Source organism: Vibrio sp. SCSIO 43009 (assembly GCF_023716525.1).
Lineage (GTDB): Bacteria > Pseudomonadota > Gammaproteobacteria > Enterobacterales > Vibrionaceae > Vibrio > Vibrio alginolyticus.
The window spans coordinates 656,908-682,298 of record NZ_CP071843.1; the positions used below are offsets into that span (position 1 = coordinate 656,908).

Annotated in this window: 22 protein-coding genes and 3 pseudogenes; 16 read left to right on the forward strand and 9 right to left on the reverse strand. The window is 44.7% G+C overall.

Annotated features, from left to right (window positions below):
- Positions 1–563 precede the first annotated feature (563 nt).
- The gene (locus tag J4N43_RS18575; RefSeq protein WP_252094199.1) at positions 564–977 is read left to right on the forward strand and encodes a hypothetical protein; all 414 of its coding nucleotides are present in this window, start codon (positions 564–566) and stop codon (positions 975–977) included.
- A 341-nt stretch (positions 978–1,318) separates the two neighbouring features.
- On the opposite strand, the pseudogene J4N43_RS18580 reads toward J4N43_RS18575, so the two are convergent.
- Positions 1,319–2,034: pseudogene (locus J4N43_RS18580) on the reverse strand (sulfite exporter TauE/SafE family protein).
- Between the two features lie 212 nt (positions 2,035–2,246).
- Here J4N43_RS18580 and J4N43_RS18585 point away from each other — a divergent pair.
- From J4N43_RS18585 to J4N43_RS18615, 7 genes are all read left to right on the forward strand, one after another.
- Positions 2,247–2,870: an AraC family ligand binding domain-containing protein gene (locus J4N43_RS18585; protein ID WP_252094201.1), complete on the forward strand. Its 624-nt coding sequence runs from the start codon at positions 2,247–2,249 to the stop codon at positions 2,868–2,870.
- A 37-nt stretch (positions 2,871–2,907) separates the two neighbouring features.
- Complete coding sequence (locus J4N43_RS18590) at positions 2,908–3,042, forward strand: helix-turn-helix domain-containing protein (RefSeq protein ID WP_252094202.1); 135 nt, start codon at positions 2,908–2,910, stop codon at positions 3,040–3,042.
- A gap of 339 nt (positions 3,043–3,381) precedes the next feature.
- Positions 3,382–4,050: a DUF1826 domain-containing protein gene (locus tag J4N43_RS18595; protein WP_005375711.1), complete on the forward strand. Its 669-nt coding sequence runs from the start codon at positions 3,382–3,384 to the stop codon at positions 4,048–4,050.
- A 4-nt stretch (positions 4,051–4,054) separates the two neighbouring features.
- Positions 4,055–4,525 (forward strand): Fur family transcriptional regulator, encoded by a 471-nt coding sequence (locus J4N43_RS18600; protein WP_017821073.1) that lies wholly within the window; start codon positions 4,055–4,057, stop codon positions 4,523–4,525.
- Positions 4,526–4,607: 82 nt separating this feature from the next.
- Complete coding sequence (locus J4N43_RS18605; protein ID WP_062730948.1) at positions 4,608–5,942, forward strand: dihydroorotase; 1,335 nt, start codon at positions 4,608–4,610, stop codon at positions 5,940–5,942.
- A 44-nt stretch (positions 5,943–5,986) separates the two neighbouring features.
- Positions 5,987–6,547, forward strand: a complete 561-nt coding sequence (locus J4N43_RS18610; protein ID WP_017821071.1) for an LbetaH domain-containing protein — start codon at positions 5,987–5,989, stop codon at positions 6,545–6,547.
- Complete coding sequence (locus tag J4N43_RS18615; protein ID WP_021707804.1) at positions 6,537–7,550, forward strand: CobW family GTP-binding protein; 1,014 nt, start codon at positions 6,537–6,539, stop codon at positions 7,548–7,550. The genes J4N43_RS18610 and J4N43_RS18615 overlap by 11 nt, the downstream gene beginning before the upstream one ends.
- Before the next feature lie 207 nt (positions 7,551–7,757).
- Here the strand turns inward: J4N43_RS18615 and J4N43_RS18620 are convergent, their stop codons facing one another.
- Entirely contained in the window at positions 7,758–8,630 is an 873-nt protein-coding gene (locus J4N43_RS18620; RefSeq protein ID WP_054574360.1) for an aspartoacylase, read from the reverse strand.
- A gap of 147 nt (positions 8,631–8,777) precedes the next feature.
- Between J4N43_RS18620 and J4N43_RS18625 the strand changes: the two genes are divergently transcribed.
- Entirely contained in the window at positions 8,778–10,049 is a 1,272-nt protein-coding gene (locus J4N43_RS18625; RefSeq protein WP_062730950.1) for a peptidoglycan DD-metalloendopeptidase family protein, read from the forward strand.
- A 523-nt stretch (positions 10,050–10,572) separates the two neighbouring features.
- Positions 10,573–11,787, forward strand: coding sequence for a CobW family GTP-binding protein (locus J4N43_RS18630; protein WP_062730951.1), 1,215 nt, complete (start codon positions 10,573–10,575; stop codon positions 11,785–11,787).
- 147 nt (positions 11,788–11,934) lie between these two features.
- Here the strand turns inward: J4N43_RS18630 and zigA are convergent, their stop codons facing one another.
- Complete coding sequence (zigA, locus tag J4N43_RS18635; RefSeq protein ID WP_005375723.1) at positions 11,935–13,134, reverse strand: zinc metallochaperone GTPase ZigA; 1,200 nt, start codon at positions 13,132–13,134, stop codon at positions 11,935–11,937.
- A gap of 190 nt (positions 13,135–13,324) precedes the next feature.
- Between zigA and J4N43_RS18640 the strand changes: the two genes are divergently transcribed.
- Together J4N43_RS18640 and J4N43_RS18645 are read left to right on the forward strand one after the other, a co-directional pair.
- Complete coding sequence (locus tag J4N43_RS18640; protein ID WP_017635733.1) at positions 13,325–13,750, forward strand: TraR/DksA C4-type zinc finger protein; 426 nt, start codon at positions 13,325–13,327, stop codon at positions 13,748–13,750.
- A 279-nt stretch (positions 13,751–14,029) separates the two neighbouring features.
- The gene (locus tag J4N43_RS18645; RefSeq protein ID WP_017635732.1) at positions 14,030–14,638 is read left to right on the forward strand and encodes a MarC family protein; all 609 of its coding nucleotides are present in this window, start codon (positions 14,030–14,032) and stop codon (positions 14,636–14,638) included.
- A 420-nt stretch (positions 14,639–15,058) separates the two neighbouring features.
- Here the strand turns inward: J4N43_RS18645 and J4N43_RS18650 are convergent, their stop codons facing one another.
- Entirely contained in the window at positions 15,059–15,499 is a 441-nt protein-coding gene (locus tag J4N43_RS18650) for a phosphate-starvation-inducible PsiE family protein (protein WP_005375731.1), read from the reverse strand.
- Positions 15,500–16,336: 837 nt separating this feature from the next.
- Between J4N43_RS18650 and J4N43_RS24665 the strand changes: the two are divergent.
- The 3 genes and pseudogenes from J4N43_RS24665 to J4N43_RS18660 form a co-directional block, all read left to right on the forward strand.
- Positions 16,337–17,023 (forward strand): annotated as a pseudogene (locus J4N43_RS24665) (PAS domain-containing protein); the annotation flags it as partial.
- A gap of 180 nt (positions 17,024–17,203) precedes the next feature.
- A pseudogene (locus tag J4N43_RS24670) lies at positions 17,204–17,557 on the forward strand (methyl-accepting chemotaxis protein); the annotation flags it as partial.
- A gap of 391 nt (positions 17,558–17,948) precedes the next feature.
- Positions 17,949–18,827, forward strand: a complete 879-nt coding sequence (locus tag J4N43_RS18660; protein WP_053303726.1) for a DMT family transporter — start codon at positions 17,949–17,951, stop codon at positions 18,825–18,827.
- A 46-nt stretch (positions 18,828–18,873) separates the two neighbouring features.
- Here the strand turns inward: J4N43_RS18660 and J4N43_RS18665 are convergent, their stop codons facing one another.
- The 5 genes from J4N43_RS18665 to J4N43_RS18685 form a co-directional block, all read right to left on the reverse strand.
- A complete protein-coding gene (locus J4N43_RS18665; protein ID WP_053303725.1) occupies positions 18,874–19,782 on the reverse strand; it encodes a hydroxymethylglutaryl-CoA lyase in 909 nt (302 codons plus the stop codon).
- Entirely contained in the window at positions 19,782–20,621 is an 840-nt protein-coding gene (locus tag J4N43_RS18670) for an enoyl-CoA hydratase-related protein (RefSeq protein WP_158159376.1), read from the reverse strand. The genes J4N43_RS18665 and J4N43_RS18670 overlap by 1 nt, the downstream gene beginning before the upstream one ends.
- A 29-nt stretch (positions 20,622–20,650) precedes the next feature.
- On the reverse strand, positions 20,651–22,255 hold the full coding sequence (locus J4N43_RS18675; RefSeq protein WP_064376502.1) for a carboxyl transferase domain-containing protein: 1,605 nt from the start codon (positions 22,253–22,255) through the stop codon (positions 20,651–20,653).
- A 25-nt stretch (positions 22,256–22,280) separates the two neighbouring features.
- A complete protein-coding gene (locus J4N43_RS18680; RefSeq protein WP_158159375.1) occupies positions 22,281–23,450 on the reverse strand; it encodes an isovaleryl-CoA dehydrogenase in 1,170 nt (389 codons plus the stop codon).
- Positions 23,451–23,516: 66 nt separating this feature from the next.
- Positions 23,517–23,891, reverse strand: a complete 375-nt coding sequence (locus J4N43_RS18685; RefSeq protein WP_017821195.1) for a MerR family transcriptional regulator — start codon at positions 23,889–23,891, stop codon at positions 23,517–23,519.
- Between the two features lie 275 nt (positions 23,892–24,166).
- Here J4N43_RS18685 and J4N43_RS18690 point away from each other — a divergent pair, with 275 nt between their 5' ends.
- Positions 24,167–25,378 (forward strand): thiolase family protein, encoded by a 1,212-nt coding sequence (locus tag J4N43_RS18690; RefSeq protein ID WP_053349985.1) that lies wholly within the window; start codon positions 24,167–24,169, stop codon positions 25,376–25,378.
- Positions 25,379–25,391 lie beyond the last annotated feature (13 nt).

Consider the following 25,391-nt stretch of genomic DNA (forward strand, 5'->3'; position numbering starts at 1 on the left):
ATATCCGCAGAAAATTATTGAAAAGAAAGGCTCTAGCTGGAGCGGTCTATCATTTTCTTTGGGTTACCTCGACTATGAATAGCTTAATTGCTATGTTTCGCAAAATATATGGAGAATCTCCTGCGCGTTATTTTTCTAGATGCCGTGCAGAATAATGTGTTGACCGGCTGAGGGAAAAATGAAAACCAAAATAATAATGTCTTTTCTACTCGCTACATTGTGTGTTAGTGCCAGCGCCAGTACGAATGAGCCGAAATACCATTCTGCGCTAACAATCAAAACGGGATTCAGTGAAGACAGAGATAAGCCAGTAGAAGTCTATTATTGGTATCCCACAACGAACGAAAAAAACAATTTCACGTTTGGTAGGGGGAACATTTTTAAATCAGTCGAAACGCAGTTAGATGCCCCTTTAGCAAGTGGAAAATTTCCCGTTGTGCTTTTGTCGCAGGGCGGAACACGGTCAGCGTTTTCCCACAGTGGTTGGATAGCCTCGAGCCTGGCGCAACAAGGTTATGTCGTTGTGGTACCAAAGCCTCCTACCGAACGAAATCAATGCAGAAATGGCTGTTGATGAAATCACATTCAGAACCAGTGATTTGGTGCTTGGGCTGAACGAATTAAGTTCGGTCGGGATACTGTCCGGAGGCGTAGATACTGATGCAGTGCAGGGGGTCGGCTTTTTTCTGGGCGGCACATCTATGCTGATGCTCTCCGGAGCGCAAATAAGCCCGGAGAAATATCGAACATCGTGTCACAACGCCACCAATGTAGACTGTCATTGGTTACGTGAAAATAACGTTGATATTACCAGCATCCCGGATCAAAAATTTCCCCGATTTCAGTCTGAAAACAAACTGAAATCGGTCGTCGTTATCAACCCTGAGCTAACGAAAACTTTTGTCCCTGAAACTCTGGCCTTGATGAACAATGCTATCACCGTGGTGACGCTTCTGATCGGCTACATCCCGCACTGACACCAGCCGAATCACTTGTTGCTCTTCCCAATGTGACGTTTCAAGAGATTCCTAGTGCGAGTCAGTTTAGTGCGTTCGCAGAATGTACTGAGCGTGGCATTAAAATTCTCGCATCAGAAGGGGAGGAAGCACTTTGCCAGGAGCGTGACGAGGTTTCCAGAAAGGACAATCATCAGCACATTTTGGATGTAATTCTGGCCAGGTTAACAAAGTCATAAGAGTGCAACAATGAGGAGCTTTCTTACACATTGTGTGCTTGGACCAGCAAAGCGAGAAGTAAGTTTTTGCAGGCTTATCCTTTCACCATAGTGCAAGGCCTACTAGTGACCGTGTTATTTGCTCTAACTAAGTACTTGTACCAACATTTTGAAACTTAGAAGAACACACAAAATACCAACGATTTTCTTAAGAACTTTATTTGGGAAATACTCTGCACAACGCACGCCGAGGCTAGTAGTTAAGTAGCTACTAATGGAGAAGCTGAGCATTGCAGGAAGGTATATGTATCCTAATACTAAGTTGTTCCAATCTGTGTTTCCCCATCCGTTTAACATGTAACCGAGGCTTCCTGACAGCGCGATAGGGAAACCTATCGCAGCAGAGGTACCAATAGCACGTTTTACCTCAAAATTTTGCTGGACAAGATAGGGGATGATCAACCCCGCACCGCTTATAGAGACAAGTGCTGATACAGAGCCAATCACCGAGCCTACAGTGATATTACCGATAGCCCCATGTGGGTTAGGGTTGTACTCATTTTCAGTGTTGAGAAACATCTTATAAGCAACATACAACATGAATACGCTGAAAAAGCCTGCCAGATAGACTCTTGTAGATACGATGCTACGAATGTGGCGCAAAATGTTCCGACTAGAACTCCGCTCAACATTTTTACTACCATTGTCGAGTCTACATTCTCTTTTTTGTAGTGAGCGCGCATGCTGCCCAATGTTGTAACAATCATCGAAGCCATTGATGTCCCCAACGCAAGATGCACTACTTCCGTATCAGCTATTCCCTGTAGTGAAAATAGAAACGCAAAAATAGGGACGGCCATTCCACCACCACCCACACCAACGAGTCCTGCGAGAAAGCCAATGCCCAAGCCTGCCGTAATGTAATAGATAATAAAGATAGGTTCGTTCATGATGGTTCTGCCTTCGATAAAATGGTCGTTGCTAAAATGTTACTCGAACGCTAACTTGCTATGGTAACGTTAAGAGGACAGAAAATAATGAATAATGGCCAAAATGGAATTGAGTAAATAAAGTGACAAACTCTGATTACAGCGAATGGAAAAATGGCGCCGCACTGATCGTTAAGGAGTGGCAGCATGAAAGGAGCGACTTCAACCATTTGGATCAACGGCCACATAATTGGCACAGTCATCATCGAGGCCAGTTACTGTGTATAGATGAAGGGCTAATTCAGGTCAAAACCGATGAAGGAACGTGGATACTACCACCTCACCGAGCTGGTTGGATCCCCCCGGGTGCGATGCACAGTGTTTATTTTTGTGGTTCTCTGAAAGGTCGTTCATTACTGTTTACTCCAGAGAGTTGTGAGCGGTTTCCAATGAGACCTTGTGTTATCCAAATGAGCGATGTGTTGAAAGCCCTATCGGTTAGAGCATCGATATGGAGCAAAACAGACGATCTATCCATACAGTCTTTACGTATTCTTGCCGTAATATCCGATGAAATCGTCAATAGCCCTCATGAGTCACTCCACATCCCGCTGCCCAGAGATCCGAGACTGCAAAAAGTTACTCAAGCAATTTTAATAGACCCAAACAGCAAACATTCTGTGGAGCATTGGGCCAATATTGGGGCAGTCTCATCTCGGACGTTAAGACGATTGATTCGAAGTGAGTTAAACATGAGTTTTAAATGAATGGCGGCAACAAGTACTGCTAATACATTCATTAGAAATGATAGCTCGAGGGGAATCTGTAGGAGCGGTTGCACATGCTTTGGGTTATTCGACGCCCAGCAACTTTATCGCGATGTTTCGTCGGGTCTATGGCGATTCACCTACGCGTTACTTTTCTAATCGCGGAATATAATTTCCGTGCTCGCATGCTCATGATGTTCCCCTAATTATTTTTAATCAAAAAAGGTAAATATTGAAAAGATTAATTGTTATGTTATAACATTGCTTTGTTTGGGGCTCTACAATTTGTTGTTTAAAGAATTGATCTCACAACCAGTAGTCTCCTATTGAGAGAGAGTAAACGTTGATTTCTTCACAAGCGTTGTCTGACTTGACTCTACATGGGGTGGGACTGTGTCAATATGTCCGTGAACTAGAGCGAAATCGTAACGATTACTAGGTCTCATAGCCCTAGAAAATCAACGTTATTAAAACCTTTACCTGACCTTTTTAACGCTTGGGAGGAAGATATATGAGCATTGATGTAGTTGAGAACCCGCTTCGTGTCCAAACAACATCATCGTTGGCGATATCGACATCAGCGAACATACTTAGCGACATCTACAAACCAGAGCACAATATTGCCATATGGCAGCGAACGCTCTCGAAAGAGTTGACGAAGGACATTAATCTGATGCTGGCACAGGAGCCTAGATTGGCACTGGTACAAAGTGTCACGCCAGATGATGCTGCACAATGGGTACGAAGCAAGTTAAAGGGCTATGCGTGTGCTGATGCGCTGAGTGAAGATGTTGCTTTAATCGTCGATATGTTCTGCTGTTTGTTTGAGGTTAAAGAAGCAGGTTTGAGGCTAACTCGCCTAGACAGCCCGATGTGCCCGAAATTTCACTTTGATCGTGTGCCTTGCAGACTTGTCATAACTTATACCGGCCGAGCGACCGAATGGTTAACCAACGATACCATTGATCGCACTAAACTCGGTGCCGGTAGTCTTGGTCAACCTGATCACCTATCGGGCTTATACGACTCTGAAAGTGCCATACGACGAATGCAGCCTGGCGATGTTGCCCTGCTCAAAGGAAGTGGTTGGGAAGGCAATGAAGCCACTGGACTTATACATCGCTCTCCACATGTTGCAGACAATGAACGTCGCTTACTACTCACATTGGATTTCATCTAGAGATATGAGAAAGCTCAAAACGGTAGATGACGTCATGAAGCAGGTAGAGAAAATCTGCCTGCTGCGAGGTAAACAACTCACTACTAAACGGAAATTGATACTGACTTCACTGCTATATGCGGAGAAGCCGCTTTCTGCCTACGAACTAGTTGACTACTGCAATCACAACTTTTCTCAAAACATTCAAGCGATGTCGGTTTATCGAATACTCGATTTCCTTGAAGCAGAGCACTTTGTCCATAAGCTCAATACATCTAGTAAATACGTCGTTTGTTCTCAAATCGCGTGCGATCAGGAGCATGGCGTTCCACAGTTTTTGATTTGCTCTCAGTGTGGAAAGGTTAGTGAAATAGCGGTTGAAGCCAATGTTATTTCTAGCGTATGTGCGAAAGCCATACAAGAAGGCTTCACCGTTCTTAGCCCACAATTTGAGATTTCCTGTGTTTGCGATGAATGCGCAAACCGCCCCCTATGAGGCAGACACACGATCTCCCCTTATAGCTTCACAAGGTGACCGAGTATTGGCCACCTTTTCAAATTATCTAAAAGAATGAATTATGTCAGCAACATTGATTAAAAACGCTCGGGTGGTCAACGAAAGAGCCATTACCGAAACAGATTTACGTATTGTTGATCAAAGAATTGACAAGATTGCTACTAATATATCCGTACAACACGGAGATATTGTAATTGATGCTAAAGGGGCTTACTTACTGCCAGGCATGATTGACGATCAAGTGCATTTCCGAGAACCTGGGCTGACACATAAAGGCACAATTGCAAGTGAGTCGCGGGCAGCGGTGGCCGGCGGTATTACAAGCTACATGGAAATGCCCAATGTTAGTCCGGCTACAACGACTATTGACTCGTTAGAGCGCAAGTTCGCTCTCGCTAAAGAAAGCTCGTTTGCGAATTATTCTTTCTACCTCGGTGCAACCGAAGACAATCTTGAACAGATTAAACAACTTAACCCCAAACAACATTGTGGTGTGAAAGTATTTATGGGGGCATCAACAGGAAATTTGTTAGTCGAAGATCCGCAAGCGTTAGAGTCAATTTTTCGTGACTCTCCAGTACTCATTGTTACTCATTGTGAAAGTGGGACTGTTATTAAACAAAACCAGCAAAAGCAAAGGCTTAAGAAGCCAGGTTTCACTATCGAAGACCATCCCATTTTGCGTGACGAAGAGGCCTGTTACGCTTCATCTTCTTATGCGGTAGAACTTGCCAAAAAGTATCACAGCCAACTGCATGTGCTGCACATCACAACGGCGAAGGAGCTAGCACTTTTTGACGAGGGAGACATTCGAGACAAATCAATCACCGCGGAGGCTTGTGTTCACCATCTTTGGTTCAGCAACAAAGATTATGGCGCTCTTGGTAACTTGATCAAATGTAATCCTTCAATCAAGTTTCCTAGTGACCGCGATGCGTTGTTAAAAGCGTTAAATACGGGGCAAATAGATATCATTGCAACAGACCACGCTCCTCACACTTGGCAAGAAAAACAAGTGCCTTACGAGCAGGCTCCAGCCGGACTGCCGTTAGTTCAGCATGCGTTACTTACTCTCTTCGAGCATGTCCGTTTAGGTCATATGAGTTTGACTCAAGTAGTCGAAAAAACTGCGCACAACCCGGCCATTCGCTATGGCATTCAAGGCCGAGGTTTTATCCGTGAAGGTTACTACGCCGATTTGGTGTTGGTTGATGCTCATACCCCAACACGAGTTAGCAACGAAAACAGTTTATATCATTGTGGTTGGTCGCCTTTTGCTGGACATGAATTTTCAGCTCAAATTCAAAAGACTTGGGTCAATGGCGCGCTAGTTTATGACAATAACAAAGTCATCGATAAACCAGCTGGAGCGATGCGTTTATCCTTCAATCGTTAAGTCGCTGACCGTAAAAAAAGAGCCATAAACAAACTGGAAGCATTATGTTAAGAAGAAACCCAACGGGCCATATGCCACAGGTGTCCTCAACAGCCTTTATCGATCCAACCGCTATTATCTGTGGCAAAGTCATTATTGAGGATAACGTTTTTATTGGACCCTATGCTGTTATTCGAGCTGACGAAGTTAATAACCATGGAGACATGGAAGCTATCGTCATCAAACGTGACACCAATATCCAAGATGGTGTCGTAATTCACTCTAAGGCAGGGGCTGCGGTGACCATTGGTGAGCGCTCATCCATTGCTCATCGTTCGATTATTCATGGTCCTTGCCAGGTTTGTGATGATGTTTTCATTGGCTTCAACTCCGTCGTGTTCAATAGCGTCATCGGTGAGAGGTGTGTTATTCGTCATAACTGTGTCGTCGATGGCCTCGATTTACCCGCTTATTTCCATGTACCACCGATGACCAATATTGGTGTCGGTTTTGATTTAGAGAGTATCTCTAAAGTGCCGCCAGAATATTCAGCTTTTTCCGAATCCGTCGTTTCTGCCAACCATGAACTAGTCCAAGGCTACCGGAGAATTGCCAATGAACTTTAATAAGCCACTGATTTCGCGAGTGCCGACTAACATCATCACTGGCTTTCTCGGGGTGGGGAAAACATCGGCAATAATGCACTTATTGACCCATAAACCGAGTCATGAACGTTGGGCTGTATTGGTCAATGAATTTGGCGAAGTTGGTATTGATGGCAGCTTGTTACAAGGCCAAAAAAAACAACAAGACCAAGTGTTTATTCGAGAGGTCCCCGGGGGATGTATGTGCTGTGCAGCAGGTCTTCCGATGCAAATCGCCTTAAATCAATTATTGTCTGAAGCAAGGCCAGATCGATTGTTGATTGAACCTACAGGCCTTGGTCATCCTAAAGAAGTACTGCAAGTGCTATCGACCGAGTATTATCGTCAAATTCTCGCTTTGCAAAAAAACATTACTTTAGTCGATGCACGTAAACTATCGGATCCTAAGTACACTGAGCATGAAACGTTTAACCAGCAAATCACTATCGCAGATACAGTGGTAGGTAATAAGCGCGATCTCTATCAAGATGAAGATGAGCAAAAGCTGACGGCTTATATAGCAAAGCTCGGTCTGCGGGAAACAAAAGTGATTTTCGCTGAACATGGCGCTATCCCTTTTCATGAATGTGAGGGAGCGACTCGTATTGACGTGCAAAAAACGCCCTCTGTTCTTTATCGTGAAAGAGAGAAAAAGTCACTTGTTCCTGAGTTGCCTATGCCTGAGAGCGGCATTCTAAAAGCAACCAATCAGGGGGAAGGTTTCTACAGTATCGGTTGGCGTATATCCGCTGAAAACGTGTTCGATCATCAAAAGCTGAGATTATTGCTGCTCGACCTCAAGGTCGAACGAATGAAAGCGGTTTTTATCACGGGAAGCGGTATTTTTGGTTACAATCTAACATCAGATGGACTCACAGAGTTTGAACTAGACGAGTGTTCAGAAAGCCGCCTAGAACTGATCTCTTCCGGTCTAGATGACCAATTTGAAGATAGATTATTTCGATGTTTGGAGAAGGCATCATGATAGAAAAGAGAAAACTCTCCTTTTAACCATAATGTCTTACCTCCTTAAAATTCTAGTGGGGTTTCTTTTAAAGCTGCGCTTAGGGCACTTATGCTGCCGTATTAGGGTGGGGTTAGTACCCGTATTTTCTGCCTATGCGGTTCAGGCACAGTTTTATTCATGGGGTGAGGTATCCACGTTACACGTGGCCTAATTACTTGCTTTAAGTTACACGGAAGAAACACGTCTTTTTTTAGCGAGGGCCATTGCTATATTTGCGGTACTGTAGGCGCTCTCATTGATAAAGTGCGGGTAAATTTCCCCTTTGCCATTCCAATGGATATCATAACCAGCGAAAGTCGCTAATAAAGGTGCTCCTGGTTTGACCGCCTCAAAATCTCTGCCACAAATAGTAGGGTGTACTAGTGCTTGCCGCATACCCTCTTGATCAAGTGGAACCCTGATTTCTTCGGTGTAAAAAAACGCCTCATAATCGCTCAGTAAGCCTATTTGGTTGAGGTTGTGCTTTTCAACATAGTCCAATACTGCGGTAAGCATCTGTTTCATCAACTCCAACGTACTGTACTCTAGCGCACCATGTGCTTGCGCCCCGACCTCAATCATTATTCCATATTGCCCAGCAGTACAAAGGTAAGGTTGCTCTTGCCATTCTTTTCGCTCTTCGAAAAGGACATGTGCTGATGGCATTCGTTGTTTGACGTACGCGCCCAGTTTCCGATAAAACACATCGTTAGAAAGCAAAATCAACGTCGCTCCCATATTGCTTGTTGTATTGTGCAGGTCAACAATCAACAGTTTTTCTTGGTTTGCATATTTCTCGATAAATTGATGTGCAATCTTGCTTTCATGCAAATCAGGACAATGATTGCTATTCATTGCTGAGAACTCGCGATTTAAGTCTGTATCGATGTATCGGACGTTGTGTTTTACTGCTTCGGAGTTTGCGATGATCGAGCAGGCTGAAAAGGTTGATCTATTGACAGAGTAACGTTTTTCTTTGATTAGTTTATGTAAATAAATACTAGAAAGTTCGTTTCCGTGTGTTCCTGCAACGATAAGTGCTGAATTGAATGTGTTCATTATTGAGCCTTCTCAAAGAGAATGGGTTGAATGACTGGTCTTCTCTTAGCCAATCCAGTGAACTGAATAAACGTTTACTAAACTGAGTAAAAATAATCCTATATATGTTATAACATAACAATCGTTGTTATTGATACTTAGTTTCTCATGAGTCAGTTTAAATTTATTGCTTTAATCGTTGCTGTGTTTTGTTTTTCGGTCGCTTTGCTTCTACCTACAGAGGATGAGCCAAATCAAGATAGTCACAGCACTCAACTGAATCAAAGCAGTGATTCGTCACCACCTCCATCATCAAAGATAGTGGTTCCCTCAGATAGCAGTTTGACTCCGTTGCCTAAACCTAAACCTAAACCTAAACAAATACACTACATAGTTAAAGTGGGAGATACGCTCAGTGGTATCTTCGCTCAATTGGGTCTCCCTTACGGTATTTTGCAGCAAATTCTCTCAGTTGATCTTGATCACCTCCAGCTAGATATGATTAAGCCCGGAGAAGAGCTTGAATTAGTGATGGATGACATGGGGCAATTGAGTCGACTAATTTATCATATGAGCCTTGTAGAGAAGGCTATCTACACTAGAGAAAACGATGGCTCCTTCTCTTACGAATTTCAGGAAATTTCAGGGGAATGGCGTGAAACCTTATTTTCGGGAGAAATCAAAGGGAGTTTTTCAGTCTCGGCACATCGAGTTGGATTGACATCAGGCCACGTCGCAAATATTACGCAGGTGATGAAAGATAAGATTGATTTTGCGCGATCTCTTAGAGCCGGTGACCGTTTCGATATATTAGTGAAACAGCAATATTTAGGTGAACACAAAACTGGCAATAGTGAGATTAAGGCTATTTCTTTTAACTTAGCGAGGGGCGAAGTCGCTGCATTTCTAGCCGAGGATGGACGGTTCTATGATAGAGCTGGTAACAGTTTGGAGCGAGCGTTTAACCGTTATCCTGTCGATAGGGCATACCGCCGAATCACCTCTGGGTTTAACCCTAAGCGTAAACACCCAGTGACGGGAAGAGTCACCCCGCATAACGGAACGGATTTCGCGACACCAATCGGTGCGCCAGTTTATTCTACTGGAGATGGAAAAGTAATTGCGGTCCGCAAGCACCCTTATGCCGGTAATTATTTAGTGATTGAACATAACAGTGTGTACAAAACTCGTTACCTACACTTGAATAAAATCTTGGTTAAAAAAGGTCAAGTTATAAAGCGTGGGCAAAAAATAGCCCTCTCTGGGAATACTGGTCGTTCAACCGGACCACATTTACATTTTGAAGTTTTAGTTCGTAATCGTCCGGTTGATGCAATGAAAGCCGACTTACCTATCGCGAAGTCGCTTCCTAACATCCAGAAACCTTCGTTTTTGGCGCGAGTATCAGAGTTTGATTATCTAGTAGAAACGAAAAACTGAGTCCCGACAATTTGTTAGGGCTCAGTTATGCTATTTTGTGTTGTGAGGTTGGAGCAATAGGTGAGTGTCAATATGTGTTCCTAGAAGAATAATGACTGCGATTTTTTCTTTTACGTGCGCCCACATCCGCAACATCGGACACTTTGCAACAACCTCCGCCTTTGATCGGCCTACGTGAAAACATCACACCAATCGCGAGCATCGCAATACAACTTAGGAAAATAAGAACGGTAAGAACTAAAGTCATAACACCACCTCCTATAAATCGCTGTATTGTCATCTTTCTCCAATTTTATAAACAAAGCAATGGTCGTTTTGTAACCACTTATTATTTTTATCAATAGTCAGACCTTTGCTGGTGATGAAACGTGATGAGAAACGAAGGAGAGTTCTGAGAAATCAGCCCCTGTGATCTTTACCGATTCTTAAGTTTTGCGTCTAAGACAGCAATTGGATTCCTTCTATAACTCACTAAGCTGTTATGTTATAACATGCGTTCATCCAGAGTTTGTAGGTCAAAAGTATGCCATCAATTCCAGTCACCATTTTGCATGGGTTTCTCGGGTCCGGGAAAACCACGTTTTTACGCAATATTCTTCAACAAGCCGATTCTTCTGGTATTGATCTGTCCGTTATTGTTAATGACATGAGTGAGTTAGACGTCGATGGCGTGCTTATCTTAAATACCGATGCGGTGAGTGAAGAGCAGGGCAACTTTGTTACGATCAGTGGAGACAGCATCAGCAGCCTGAGTGGTGTAAAGCAGCTCGATAAAGCCCTTAAAAAGCTCTGCGCAGAAAAATCGCCAGAATGGGTTGTGATTGAAACGTCGGGCAGTAGTCATCCTTTACCTTTGGTCGAGTACTTCAAAAGTAACGCACAATTCGCACTCAAAGACGTAATTACGTTGGTGGATGCGACTTGGTTGCGAGATGACTATCGACAAGGTTCTGCCTTAATCCCTAAGTGGCAGGAGAACGTGCAGCAGGGTGTTCGCGGCGTTGAAAACTTGTTGGTAGAGCAAATCATGTTCTCAAGCCGTATCATGCTCACCAAGACGGACAAAGTGGACGACAATACCGTTCGCAACATCGCGCAGGCGATTCACCCGCTTAACGTTTACACCGAGATAATCAAAACGTCGTGGGGAAACTTGGATATCCGCATGTTGAAAGGTGAGCAAGACTACAATTTCTTCCTTGTTGAGCAGTTAATCGCAGAACTTCGTGAGACGGTGAATGAGCCGTTGAATCTCTCTGATAAAGACGAACAAAGCCTTGTCGCGAAAGTGATCAAAGATGATCGACCTTTTCATCCTGCGCGTTTGTGGAATACCTGCCACCAGTATTTAACTAAAGGTGTGTTCCGCAGTAAAGGGTTCTTTTGGTTTCCAACTCGAGACGATGTTTCACTGCTTTGGAGCCAAGCAAGCGGCAATGTGGGGCTTGAAATTACAGGCTTTTGGCGCGCTTCGGTAATCAATGACGAATCGCAAAACTTCACTGAGGAACATCGTCAAATCCTGCAAGATAAGATAGACAGTGTTGAAAGCCGCTTTGGTGATCGTCGTTGTCGCTTAACGGTGATTGGGCAGGAAAACGAAGTCGATGCGTTTATTGATGCGCTGGAAAACTGCTTTTTAACGGAAGGGGAATTGGAGCAATGGCAACAAGGGGCAACATTTGAAGATCCTTGGCCAAAGAAAATAGCTAAGTTGAGCCAGAAGAAGACGGTTTGAATGCGCTGGTGAGGATTCCCTCGCTGCATGCTTGAATCTCAGCTTGTTCCAAGACGGACTTGCTGCGTTGGTTCTATATAACAAAATTGGCTCAGTGTAACTAAAAAGCCTCCCGAATGGTGGGAGGCTTTTTTGTATCTCAGTCGTTTACTGTTCCCATTCAGGGAAAGGGTCTTCCAGAGATAACCAATAGTCGAGCCCTTGCTCCATCTCATCTTCTGTTAACAAGCATTCGTTAAGACGAGCAATCAATTTCTCTTGCTCTAATCCCTGACCAATAAACACCAATTCTTGTCGCATATCGCCGTATGGTTCTTGCCAAATGTCGTTTATAGCATCTAGGTAATCTTGATCCGTCGGCCACTCCTCCTTCGGAATCGCTTTCCAAAACATACCCGCAACACCATAACGTGCGATGCCTCCCGCTTGGCTCCATTGGCCGACAAACTCTGGTCTGGTTGCTAGCCAAAAGTAACCTTTGGAACGAATCAGTTTGCCGTAATCTTTCGCATTGTGGAGGAAGTCGTAAAACTTCTCTGGATGGAAAGGGCGTCTCGCATGATAGGCAAAGCTGGAAATGCCGTATTCTTCGGTTTCAGGTATGTGCTCGCCTCGCATTTCCTTCAACCAACCTGGGGCTTGTTGTGCCTTTTCAAAACTGAAGCTTTGTGTGTCGAGTACCGCATCAAGTTCTACTTCACCATTCGAGATAGGAAGAATAGTGGCCGATGTATTGAGAGTTTTAAGAATAGCAAGAAGCCTTTCGATTTCTGATTTCTCAGCGAGGTCGGTTTTACTTATCAAGATAACGTCAGCGAACTCTACTTGATCAACGAGTAAGTCGGCGACGCTGCGTTCATCGTCTTCACCTAAGGATTCGGCTGTCTCTGTTAAGAACTTAGCTTCATCGTAATCACGCAGAAAGTTAATCGCATCAACTACTGTAACCATGGTGTCTAAACGTGCAACGTCTGAAAGTGAGAGCCCGTTTTCATCGGCAAAAGTAAAAGTCTCTGCAACGGGGAGTGGCTCGGCGATGCCAGTGGACTCGATAACTAAGTAATCGAATCTGCCTTCTTGCGCGAGTTTAGTAACTTCTTCAAGTAGATCCTCACGCAGGGTACAACAGATGCAGCCGTTACTCATTTCAACCAACTTTTCTTCACTGTGGTTGAGAGAAACTTCATTCTGAACGGTCGCTGCGTCGATGTTGACTTCGCTCATGTCGTTGACGATGACCGCCACTTTTCTGCCTTGTCTATTGTTAAGAATATGACTTAAAACGGTTGTTTTTCCTGCGCCTAGAAAGCCGGACAAAACCGTAACAGGGAGTTTCTGGGTGTTCATGCTCATGCTCTTTATAGTGTAATGTTATAATATAACAATTAATATAGTCGGTGATCTTAACTCTGGCATCAAGCAGTTTGTGACTGTGTCGAGTACTGCACCTTATTGGCGCATTCATTCGTCGTTAAGTTATACAGATTCAGATGTACGGAATTTAGAGAGCGAACTCTTATCTCGGTGTGGAGGTTCTATGAACGAAGAGAAAAAGCATGTCATGACAGAAGAAGAAATTCTTGCAGCGCCCGAGGCGGATTATATGAATGAAGCTCAGCTCGCATTTTTTGAAAACCGATTATTTGAGCTTTATGAATCGACGTTAGCGCATATTGAACGCGCGAAAGAAGAGATGATTGCGCCAATGGAATTCAGTGACGAAAGCGATAGGGCGTCCAGTGAGGAGCAATCTGCAATCGCATTAAGAATCATAGATAGAGAGCAAAAGTTGTTACCTAAGATTCAACAATCGTTGGCTCGCTTGCGCACAGGGGAGTATGGCTATTGTTTAGAGTCCGGAGAACCTATCGGCATTCCAAGGTTATTGGCACGACCTACTGCTGAATATAGTGCAGAAGTAAAAGCTCAAATGGAGTCAAAAGAGCACTGGTATAAACACTAAAGCCTCACTATCTTATGACGTCGATATTCTTCTCGTTCACTTGTTTTTTTTGATGTTCTCTGAGAAGTCTAAAGCGATGGCGACTACCGTTAGGTATGGTAGTCATTACCTTTGAGATATTAATAGTTATCGATAGGATAGAAGTAAGTTCTGTATTGTAAATAACGCACCATTTTTGTTTTTCTGAATGAGCTCTCGCTATGTTAGCGTCAAACATTTTCTCTGCTACTTCAAGCTGATCTTCTATCCTTAAAGCTAAATTGGTACTGGAGAAGTAGCATGATTGACTTTGTGGCAACTTTTATCTTTTTCTTTGCTGTCATCGATCCCATAGGTACTGTGCCCGTTTTTATCGCAGCCACAAAAAGCTATGAAGAAGTGGCAAAGCGTAAGGTCGCTCTGTTTGCGACTCTATTCTCCGCTGCTATCCTACTGTTTTTTGTTGTTGCTGGTGAAATCATACTTACAGCAATGCGTATTCCCTTGTCTGCGTTTCAAATCTCGGGCGGTATCGTATTGTTCTTGTTTGCTTTGACTATGATATTTGGTGAGAGTAAACCAGCAGAAGAAATCAGAACGCTCAATAGTCATCATGATACAGCAGTTTTTCCTCTAGCCATTCCATCAATTGCTAGCCCTGGCGCAATATTAGCCGCCGTTTTACTCACAGAGAACGTGCGGTTTAATATTTGGGAGCAAGTCCAGACCGTGGCTATGATGCTGCTGGTACTATTGGTTGTTTATATCTTGCTATTAATGGCCAGCGGCATACACAGGATTATTGGGAATACAGGAGCTAGTGCTGTAAGTCGGATCATGGGGTTGATATTAGCCGCTGTGGCCACGACCAACACTCTGAATGGGATTGAAAGTTACTTTGACCTTTAAGGCTGTTTCGCAAACTGAGCTGAAGGTATACGTTAAGAGCTAATTTTACGGCGAGATGACCGACCACCTGACAATCACTTTTCTGGCGGTTACTTCTAGCCGGATGTAATCCTTCAGGCTACTCGTGACGACCTTGTTTAAGAGGACCACGGAAAAGTTGAAAGTAAAATGCATAGATGTTGAGGATATATATCAGATGGGGGAACTGGAGCAACACTTGCCCCCATTGAGCTGTGCCAATACTCAAAGATTAGCTGCTAGAAAACAATATCGATAATTTCTCCGCTTAGGCACTACTCTATAATCTTGTAGTCTCGCAGTATATAGAGCCTAGCATGGAGGAATTTATTAGCTTCAACGTGCCAAGACAAGACTTTTTCATGCCGTGAGAGTATCTGAAAAGTCGGGAGGCTGAGAAGTTTATTCAGTATGGCTCTTATTGGGCAGTTTATGGATCAGCCAGTAACCAAGACTCATACTAAGAACTACAGCCGCAATTCCAATCAGGTACATTGGAGACAAGGTTTCAAAGTCTATAATAATGACCTTTCGGGAGATTGCCATCAGCGCGGTAGCCATGACGATTTTTACATGAATAACATTTTCTCTCAGGTAAATAGTTATATTGATGAAAATTTCAATAGCAATTAAAACGGCCATAAAAGCACCAAAAGTGGCTAGCATATCTGAAATCGTCAGAATGAGTTTAGGTGGCGTGATAAGTTTTTGATATATCGTCCATGCAACATCTATCACACCCATGACGATTACAAACAACATAACTATCGACAATACTCTTACAGACCAATGAATCACTATCTGTAATTTTTTTGTTAACTTATCATTTTTATCGACTTCCATGGCCCTGTTTCCTTCGCTTGTTTATGTTCACTTAACCTTCATATGTTGAAGCTAGACAATTGAATACATGTCGTTTAAAGCATAGTTGCTGTGGTGAGAGATAGAAGCGTCCGAGGGAAGGAAGTTATGAAACTTAGGAGTGGGCACAATGTTGGACACATAATGTAATCTCTGGTGTCATGCGTTATTACCTCATTGCCTCATTTCTGATCGTGACGAATCGACTGATGAGGTGGTGATTCATCACCTTCACGGCAAACTGAATGAGCGAATACCACAACGTATTGATACTGGGCAAATCGATGCGCTTGTTGCTCCGTGCGTTGTTAATAGAAATACAAGCGAATAAGGAGTGGGTAATCGCTCAAAAGTCGGGTGGAAAAGCGGTAAAACGGCGAAAATTATTGGAACTAAGTCAAGGCCCTTTTTTTAAATGAAAAGGCTTATTGATCTGAACACACCACTTCTCCATATAAGTATATCCACAAATATAAACCTCAAATTGGCGATAAAGAGCTTTAATATTGATAAATATATAAACAACTTGGGTGCTGAAGAAATTTCAGTATACTGCGCTTAGGTTACACTGGAGAAAAAATCGCCGTATTCCCTGCGGGGTCCTTTGATAAGAAATAGAAATCGCGTTTGAATATGCAACCAAACGATTTTGCCGCTTGCAGTTTATTCGGTATACAAATAATAAACCTTTGACTAATCCGAAGGTCGGTCAAATGAGAGAAAGTCATGTTTTTTAATAAGTCGCTTCAACAAGAAAATCAACGATTAAAGCAGGAGTTGCAAATCCTGCAGCAAATCCAAACCAGTTTAGATGAAGAGATGATCCGCTTAACATTGGATAGTAAAGGTATCATTACTTCTGCAAATACTAAACTACAGCAAGAACTTTTCTTACATGATGATGAGATCTTAACGAAATCAATTACTGAATTGGTACCGTCAAATTCGCGCAATACAGACCACTTTCATCGAATGAAGAAAGCCGTCCAAGATAAAGTGTTCTGGAATGGGGCATTGCAAGTACAGAAAGGTAATGGTGAGGAAGCCTGGTTAAGAACGATTATCCAGCCTGTTTTAAATGAGCGCAGAGAAGTAGAAAGCTTTTTTGTTTTTGCTTCTGAACTTACGCGAACGATCAAATCATCCCGTGAGCAAGAGGACATGCTAAATGCATTAAGTCGTTCTATGGCGGTGATTGAGTTCACATTAGATGGCCATGTTTTAAAAGCCAACGATAATTTCTTAAACACAATGGGTTATACGCTTGATCAGATTCTAGGGAAGCATCATCGCATGTTTTGTGATCAGGAAGAGTCGAGCTCTCAAGCTTACCGTGAGTTTTGGCAACGTTTAGCAAAAGGGCAATTTTCATCAGAGCGATTCAAACGAGTTAACCGTTATGGTGAAGAGGTGTGGTTAGAGGCTTCATATAACCCAATCCATAACGACAGAGGAGAGCTCTATAAGGTCGTTAAGTTCGCGACAGATATTACCCAGCAGGTGATGCAGGAACAGAAAATGGCCCAGGCTGCGCAATTGGCGAATGAAATCTCGCAAGAAACTGGAACACAAACCCTGCAAGGGCAAGAGGTTATAGGCTCAACGTTAGAAAAGATGCAGATACTTTCCGAGCAAATGCAGCAAGCGAACACCGCGATTGACGAGCTTAAAGCGCACTCATCGCGTATTAGCGAGTTGGTAAATAGCATCAGTGGTATCGCTGACCAAACTAACTTATTGGCGTTAAATGCGGCGATAGAAGCGGCTCGTGCGGGTGAGCATGGTAGAGGTTTTGCCGTTGTTGCTGATGAAGTCAGACAGCTTGCTACAAGAACCAATGCAACCACCGATGAAATTGTCACAATGGTCAGTGAAAACCTACAGCGAACAGATAACGCAGTTAAGCTGATCGCTAAATGCCAAAAAGAAGCACTAGATACGCTAGAGCTCTCTGAAAAAGCAGGCAATGTGATGAATGAAATACAAGATGGCGCTAGCCGTGTTGTAGAGGCCGTGGAGCAATTTAACCGCTCGTTGTAGTTAATCAATAAGTTTTCATTGTAGGGGCGATGGGTAAAAAGCAATTCGCCTTATTCAACCTGTATTGAGGAGCGCTGAAGTCGCAATACTACTCCTGCCGCAGTCAAGTTAAGCGTTTTGAAGGGGAGGTAGTTCGACACCTGGTACAGGTTTTAGCCAGTTTGCTTGCTGTATAGAATGCTAAAGTAATTTAGTATGCGAAAAGGCTTGCCTTAAGACTTTGCCTGCATTTAATGTATCTAGCAGCAGAACTTCAATCTGCGTGACAACAATACAGGAGAGGATCGGGCTTTCACTTTTTCGCTCGACACAAACCCCTTTCAAATTTACACAATAGTGCAGTAAAACTCTCTTGCTGCGCTATTGTGTGTTCCATATTTTGTGAGTACTTATGTTTAACTCAGAACGCAAAGCGACGGTTATTCTGGTTGCGACGACGATGATCGCGGCACTTGGCTGGATATTCTCTAAGGAAACAATACAGGGTTTACCACCTTTTGGCTTTATTGGGGCGCGATTTACTATCGCTTCGCTCTGCTTACTGCCTCTATGTTACCGACCTTTGCTGAAAGCAAACTTAAAAGATGTGCTTTCTGCTGGTGGTGTCGGGCTCCTGTTAGGCAGTGCCGTTATGACATGGATTTACGCTATTTCTATCAGTGATACTCTCGGGGAAGGCGCATTTATCATGAGCCTTTCCATGCTGTTTGTGCCGATTGTTGCATGGGTTATGTTTCGTCAACGACCACAACGAATTTTCTGGCTTTCTTTGCCTATCGCTGTATTAGGTCTTGCTTGTCTTTCTTTAGTTGGTGGCTGGAAACAATCGGCCAGTCAATTGTGGTTTCTTGGTGCAGCACTGGTTTTGGCGCTTCATTTTAATGTGAACAGCAAATACTCTCAAAAACTACCTGTGCTGCTGCTTACTTGCGTGCAACTTTTTTCAGCAGGTTGTTTAGGTTTGTTGGTTTCATTTTTTATGGAATCTTTCCCGGCAGAGGTGGACTCCTCTATTTGGTGGTGGTTTGCGTTGAGTACCTTATTAGCGACGAGCTTGCGTTACGTAATGCAAACCATGGGGCAAAAATTTGTTCAGGCAGGTAACGCTGCTCTAATTATGATATTAGAACCAGTTTGGACGGTTATTCTGAGCGTGCTGTGGTATGGCGAAGTGCTAACGGCAAATAAATTAGTAGGTTGTGTGCTTATCTTATTTTCTTTAATTATTTACCGTACTGGCGGGCGGTTTCGCTTCACTACTCGAAAGTAGATGGAGCTAGCTTGGGTTGGGAGAATTTGAGGTGCCGGATGGCCTTCTACGAAAGTGATAATACGCGGTTACGCAATGCTAATGACACTTTTGATGTAGGCTGCCGACCCTGCTCTTCGCTGATCATCCAGCCAGCTTTAGCCAGTAGCTCTAAGTCGATCCCCGTTTCTATTCCTAACCCTTGGCATAAATACAGTACATCCTCCGTTGCGACATTTCCTGATGCGCCATGAGCGTATGGGCATCCACCCAGCCCAGCTACACTACTGTCGATGGTATTGATGCCCATACTCAGTGCCTGATAAATGTTGGTGAGAGCTTGTCCCCATGTGTCGTGGAAATGGACAGCCAGCTGGGGAAGAGGTGCAACCAACATGACGGCTTCTAGCATAGCAGCGATACGGTTTGGCGTGCCTGTACCGATTGTGTCGCCTAGAGACACCTCATAACACCCTAAATCGATGAGTGATTTGACCACGCTCGCCACTTGTTTAGGGGCTGTCGGGCCATCGTAAGGGCAGTCGGCAACGCAGGATAGATAGCCACGAACAGGGATGCCGTGTTTGGTGGCTAATCGCATTACAGGTTCGAAGCGAGTTAGGCTTTCTGCAATCGAGCAATTGATATTGTGTTGGCAGAATCCTTCTGAGGATGAAGTGAAAATTGCGACCTGATTGGCGTCAGCCTCCAACGCTTGTTCTAAGCCTTTTAGGTTTGGAGTCAGGGCAGAGTAGGTAACATGATTTCGCCGTGTTATTGCTTTCATGACCTCTATTGAGTCCGCCATTTGTGGCACCCATTTGGGTGAGACAAAAGAGCCCGCCTCAATATGCGTTAACCCAGTATCAGAGAGTAAGTTGATCAGCCGGATTTTAGTTTGGGTCGCAACAGGAGATTCATTTTGCAACCCATCTCTAGGACCTACTTCGACAATCTTTACTTTGGAAGGTAGCATTACTTGTCCTGTGACTTGGTGACCCAACTTGGGCTACGTTTTTCAAGAAACGCTTGCAGCCCATCTTGACCTTGGGGTGATACTCTAATGTCCGCAATGAGCTTGCTAGTATAGTGAATCAGTTGTTGATCAATGGGGTTTTGATGACATTGATGGCAGAGCGTTTTTGCTTTACGCATCGCATCTGGGCTATTCAGTAGTAAAGTCTTGATTACGCTACCGACCGCACTTTCAAGCTGTTTGGCTTCTTTCACTTCGTGCACAATACCAAACCGTTCGGCATCTTTGGCTGAAATGACTTCACCACTTAAGATATAGCGTCTAGCTTGTCTATTCCCCATCGCGCGCATGACGTAAGGCGCAATGGTTGCTGGAACTAAACCAAGCCTAACTTCACTTAAGCAAAAGTTGGCACTTTGGCTTGCGATGGCGATATCACTACAACAAATCAACCCTAAAGCACCACCATAAGCGGAACCTTGAACAACTGCGATGGTGGGTTGAGGGAACGAATCTAATGTTTCCATGAGTCTTGCCAAGTTTTGGGCATCAACGAAGTTATCTTGCCTCGTGCTGTCGGCCATCGACTGCATCCAATTCAAATCGGCCCCGGATGAAAAATGCTTACCGTTACTTCTTAATACCAAGCACCGCACATCCGTTCGTAAAGCGAGATAATCTAGGCGGTGGATCAGCAAGTCGATCGTACAAGCGTCAAAAGCATTGTGTTTGGCTGTTCTGTTTAGGGTAATGGTCGCTACGCCATTATCATCGACATGCCAAAGAACATCATCTTGCCTTTGGGCGTTGGGAATAATGCTTGGTTGCATTTCCTGCATACTAACTTCCTTAATTCATCTTTGGATGTTTACATTCTGAAGACGCCAAACTCGCTATCAGGAATGGGGGCGTTTAATGCTGCCATTAACGCTTGACTCAACACCTGACGCGTTTTTTTAGGGTCAATAATTCCGTCATCCCATAGCCGAGCACTCGCAAAATAGGGATGTCCTTGTGTTTCATACAAGTCTATGATCGATTCTCTAAAAATGTGCTCTTCTTGCTCTGACCACGCTTCCCCCTGACGTTCCTTCGCGTCTTTTCGAACTTGTGTTAAAACGCCTGCTGCTTGTTCTCCGCCCATCACAGAAATACGCGCGTTCGGCCACATCCACATCATGGTTGGATCATACGCTCGGCCGCACATGCCGTAATTACCAGCGCCGTACGATCCACCGATGATCACGGTAAACTTCGGCACGTCAGCACAAGCGACGGCCATCACTAGCTTGGCGCCATGTTTTGCGATGCCTTCTTCTTCAACCTTTTTTCCGACCATAAAGCCGGTAATATTTTGGAGAAAAAGAAGCGGTGTTTTCCGTTTGGCGCACAGCTCAATAAAGTGCGCGCCTTTTTGTGCCGATTCAGAAAACAAGATACCGTTGTTTGCCACAATGCCAATCAAGTGTCCTTGAATACGAGCGAAACCACACACTAGCGTTCTGCCGTACAAGGCTTTGAATTCGTCGAAATCAGAATCATCGACGATGCGGGCAATAATTTCTCGAACGTCGAATGACAGTCGTAAGTTGGCATTCACGATTCCGTAGATTTCTTCTGCGTCGTAGCGGGGAGGAAGCACGGTGTTTTCTGGCTTAACAGGTCTTGTTCTATTGGCATTGGCAATGGCTTCTCTCGCAAGCATTAGGGCATGTTCATCATTTTCAGCGTAATAATCTGCGACACCAGATTTTCGACAATGCACGTCTGCACCGCCGAGCTCTTCACCCGTCACGACTTCGCCAGTGGCCGCTTTCACCAAAGGTGGCCCCGCCAAAAAAATGGTGCCTTGCTCTTTAACCATAATGGACACATCCGCCATGGCAGGAACGTACGCGCCCCCAGCAGTGCAAAGCCCCATCACAACAGCAACTTGGGGGATGCCTTTCGCTGACATTCTCGCTTGGTTAAAGAAAATGCGACCAAAGTGTTCTTTGTCGGGGAAGACGTCGGACTGATGAGGGAGATTTGCGCCACCGGAGTCCACCAAATACACGCAGGGGAGTTGGCAACGTTGGGCAATCTCTTGCGCTCTAAGGTGTTTTTTTACCGTGAGTGGGTAGTAGGTTCCGCCTTTTACCGAAGCATCGTTGGCGATGACCATGCATTGAATCCCCTCTATGATACCAATGCCGGCGATAACGCCAGCGCAGGGGATCGCTTCGTCATACACTTGCCAGGCGGCAAACTGGCTGATTTCAAGAAAGTCAGTGTTGTCATCAAGCAAGCGCGCGATGCGTTCTCGTGCGGGGAGTTTTCCTTTTTGCCTCTGGTGCTGAATGGCTTTTTCACCGCCGCCCTGTTTGATGGTCTCGATGTGTTGATTAAGTTGAGTGACCAACGTTTCCATCGCAGCTTTATTGGAAAGAAATAACTCGTCAGTTGGCTTAGTTTTACTTTTGATAATGGCCATAATGACTTCCTTGTCGTATGTTCCGTTAGCGAGATTCTTCGAACAACTCTCGGCCTATTAACATGCGGCGAATCTCTGAGGTACCCGCGCCGATTTCATAAAGCTTTGCATCACGTAGCAAACGACCAGCAGGGTATTCATTGATGTAGCCATTCCCACCGAGCAGTTGTATTGCATCGAGTGCCATTTGTGTGGCGAGCTCTGCACTGTACAAAATCGCTCCTGCCGCATCTTTGCGTGTTGCGTTACCTCGATCACAAGCCGCTGCGACGGTATATACATACGCTTTTGCTGCACTCATTCGAGAGTACATATCGGCGATCTTGCCCTGAACTAACTGAAACTCGCCAATGGATTTTCCAAACTGCTCTCGTTCATGTACGTACGGGACCACAATGTCCATGCAAGCTTGCATTATCCCGAGTGGTCCGGCAGCGAGGACGACGCGCTCGTAATCCAGCCCACTCATTAACACCTCGACGCCTTTATTCAACTCGCCAAGAATATTCTCTTTTGGCACTACGCAATGGTTAAATACAAGTTCGCAAGTATTCGAGCCTCTCATGCCTAGTTTGTCCAGCTTTTGAGCATGAGTGAAACCTGCGAAGTTACGTTCAATAATGAATGCGGTAATGCCACGTGAACCTGCGCTGACATCCGTTTTAGCGTAAAGCACCACTACGTCAGCATCGGGCCCGTTTGTTATCCACATTTTGTTGCCATTCAGTACAAAATGGTCGCCCTTGTTCTCCGCTTTCAGTTGCATGCTTATCACGTCTGAACCGGCATTGGGCTCACTCATCGCTAGGGCGCCAACGTGCGTACCATCAATGAGTTTTGGAAGGTATTTTTCGCGTTGAGAAGGCGTGCCGTTACGAAAGATTTGGTTGACGCACAGGTTAGAATGAGCGCCGTAGCTTAAAGCGACAGACGCAGAGGCACGGCTAATCTCTTCCATGGCAACAACATGAGCGAGGTATCCCATGCCTGCACCACCAAGCTCTTCATCGACGGTCACACCAAGCAACCCCATTTCTCCCAACAAAGGCCATAAATGATTCGGGAACTGGTTATCGCGGTCTATCTCAGCGGCGATGGGCGCAATATGTTCCGTAGCAAAGGCATTAACGTGTTCTCGGAGCATATCGATGGTATCACCAAGTCCGAAATTGAGTGGGGTATAGGTGCTTTTCATAACGTCTCCCGGTATCAGAGGTAAGGTGGAAAAGCCGATAGCGGTGTTGCTAATTGAGTATAGCGTTTATGTCTGCTTGCTTTTGAGTGTTTGAATACAACGCTCCTTAGCGGCATTCAACTCAGCCATAACGACGCTGATGTCGTTGAGTTGTTGTTGTAGGACAGCTTGTTTCTCTTCAATGATATTGAGCATTTTCAATAACTGTCCTTCGGTTTGTTGCATGTCGTAGAGCTCGAAAAGTTCACGAATTTCTGCCAACGAAAAACCGAGTCGTTTCCCTCTTAAAATCAGTTTGAGGCGAATTCTATCCCTGCGTTGATAAACGCGCATATTGCCTTTTCGCTCTGGTTCAATCAGACCCACGTCTTCATAAAACCGGATACTGCGAGTAGTAATATCAAACTCCTTGGCGAGGTCACTGATCTTGTATTTTTCCATAACATACTTACCTCGAATAAAAATCCAGTTTCTGGAAATCGAACCTTAAATGGGAAGGCCGAACATCAACTTTGAAATATAAACGTCTGCTTGGTGTGTTTTTTCATCTCATTGTAAAGGCTAGTGCTATGCTTACGTAAACGTCAAGAAATCGCGGAATGAAAGTTTGTTAGTGAAAAAGGCGATAAAGGCTGGTGTGGCGCTTGGTGAGTAATTCTATGTAGGGTGTCATCAGTCTGCCAAGTGTTCACATATACCTTAAGGGAATGCGAATCATGGGAAAAGACATCTGGATTGTCAGCGCGAAAAGAACGCCAATTGGGCGCTTTCAAGGCAAGTTGCAAACTTACTCTGCTCCTCAATTAGGCGCACTGGCGATCAAGGCGGCAATGCACGAAGTGAATGTGACTTCGGTGGATGAAGTGTTCATGGGATGTGTGCTTCCAGCAGGGTGTGGACAAGCTCCTGCGAGGCAAGCATCTATGGGAGCAGGTCTTCCTTTGGGTGTAGGGTGCACCGCCATTAACAAAGTGTGTGGCTCTGGCATGAAGAGCGTCATGTTAGCGCACGATCTCATTAAAGCTGGAACGATTCGCTCTGCCATTGCTGGTGGTATGGAAAGTATGACCAATGCGCCGTATTTGCTGAGGGAGGCGAGAAAGGGAATGCGCATGGGGCACCAGTCTACGTATGACCACATGTTTCTCGATGGGCTACAAGATGCTTACGAAGGGCACTTAATGGGTGTTTATGCTCAGCAAGTCGCTGACAGGCTTAAGTTCACCAGAGAGCAAATGGATGAATGGGCCGTGATGTCGGCAAAACGTGCGTTGGAAGCTCAAGAGCGAGGCTTGTTTGCCGATGAACTTTCGCCGGTTTCACTCAATACCAAGTCAGAACAAGCGGTGCTGGACTACGATGAGCACCCTCGCTCGATTGACCTTGGTAAAATTCCTCAACTCAAACCTGCATTCGATGAAAAAGGTACGGTGACCGCTGCTAATTCGAGTGCCATTTCAGATGGCGCGGCGGCTCTTGTGCTTATGGATGAAGACACTGCGCGTCATCAGGGGCTTAAACCACTTGCGATCATCAAGGCGCACTCTACACATGCCAGAAAACCTGCAGAATTTACTTTGGCCCCCGTCTACGCAATTGAGCAACTGCTGTTCCAGCTAGATTGGTCCATTTATGAAGTGGACCTGTGGGAAATCAATGAAGCCTTTGCCGTCGTGACACAAATAGCGGTGGCGGAACTTGGGCTTGATACGAGCAAAGTAAATATTAAAGGTGGAGCCTGTGCACTTGGTCATCCGATAGGGGCTAGTGGCGCACGAATTCTGGTGACATTGATTCACAGTTTGCGTCAGCTACAAGCGCTAGGCACCAATGGTGATCTCGAAGCCAAAAAAGTGATGCGGGGTGTTGCGTCACTTTGTATCGGCGGTGGAGAAGCCACGGCGATAGGCATTGAAATACCGCTTTAATTGAAATCAGAAA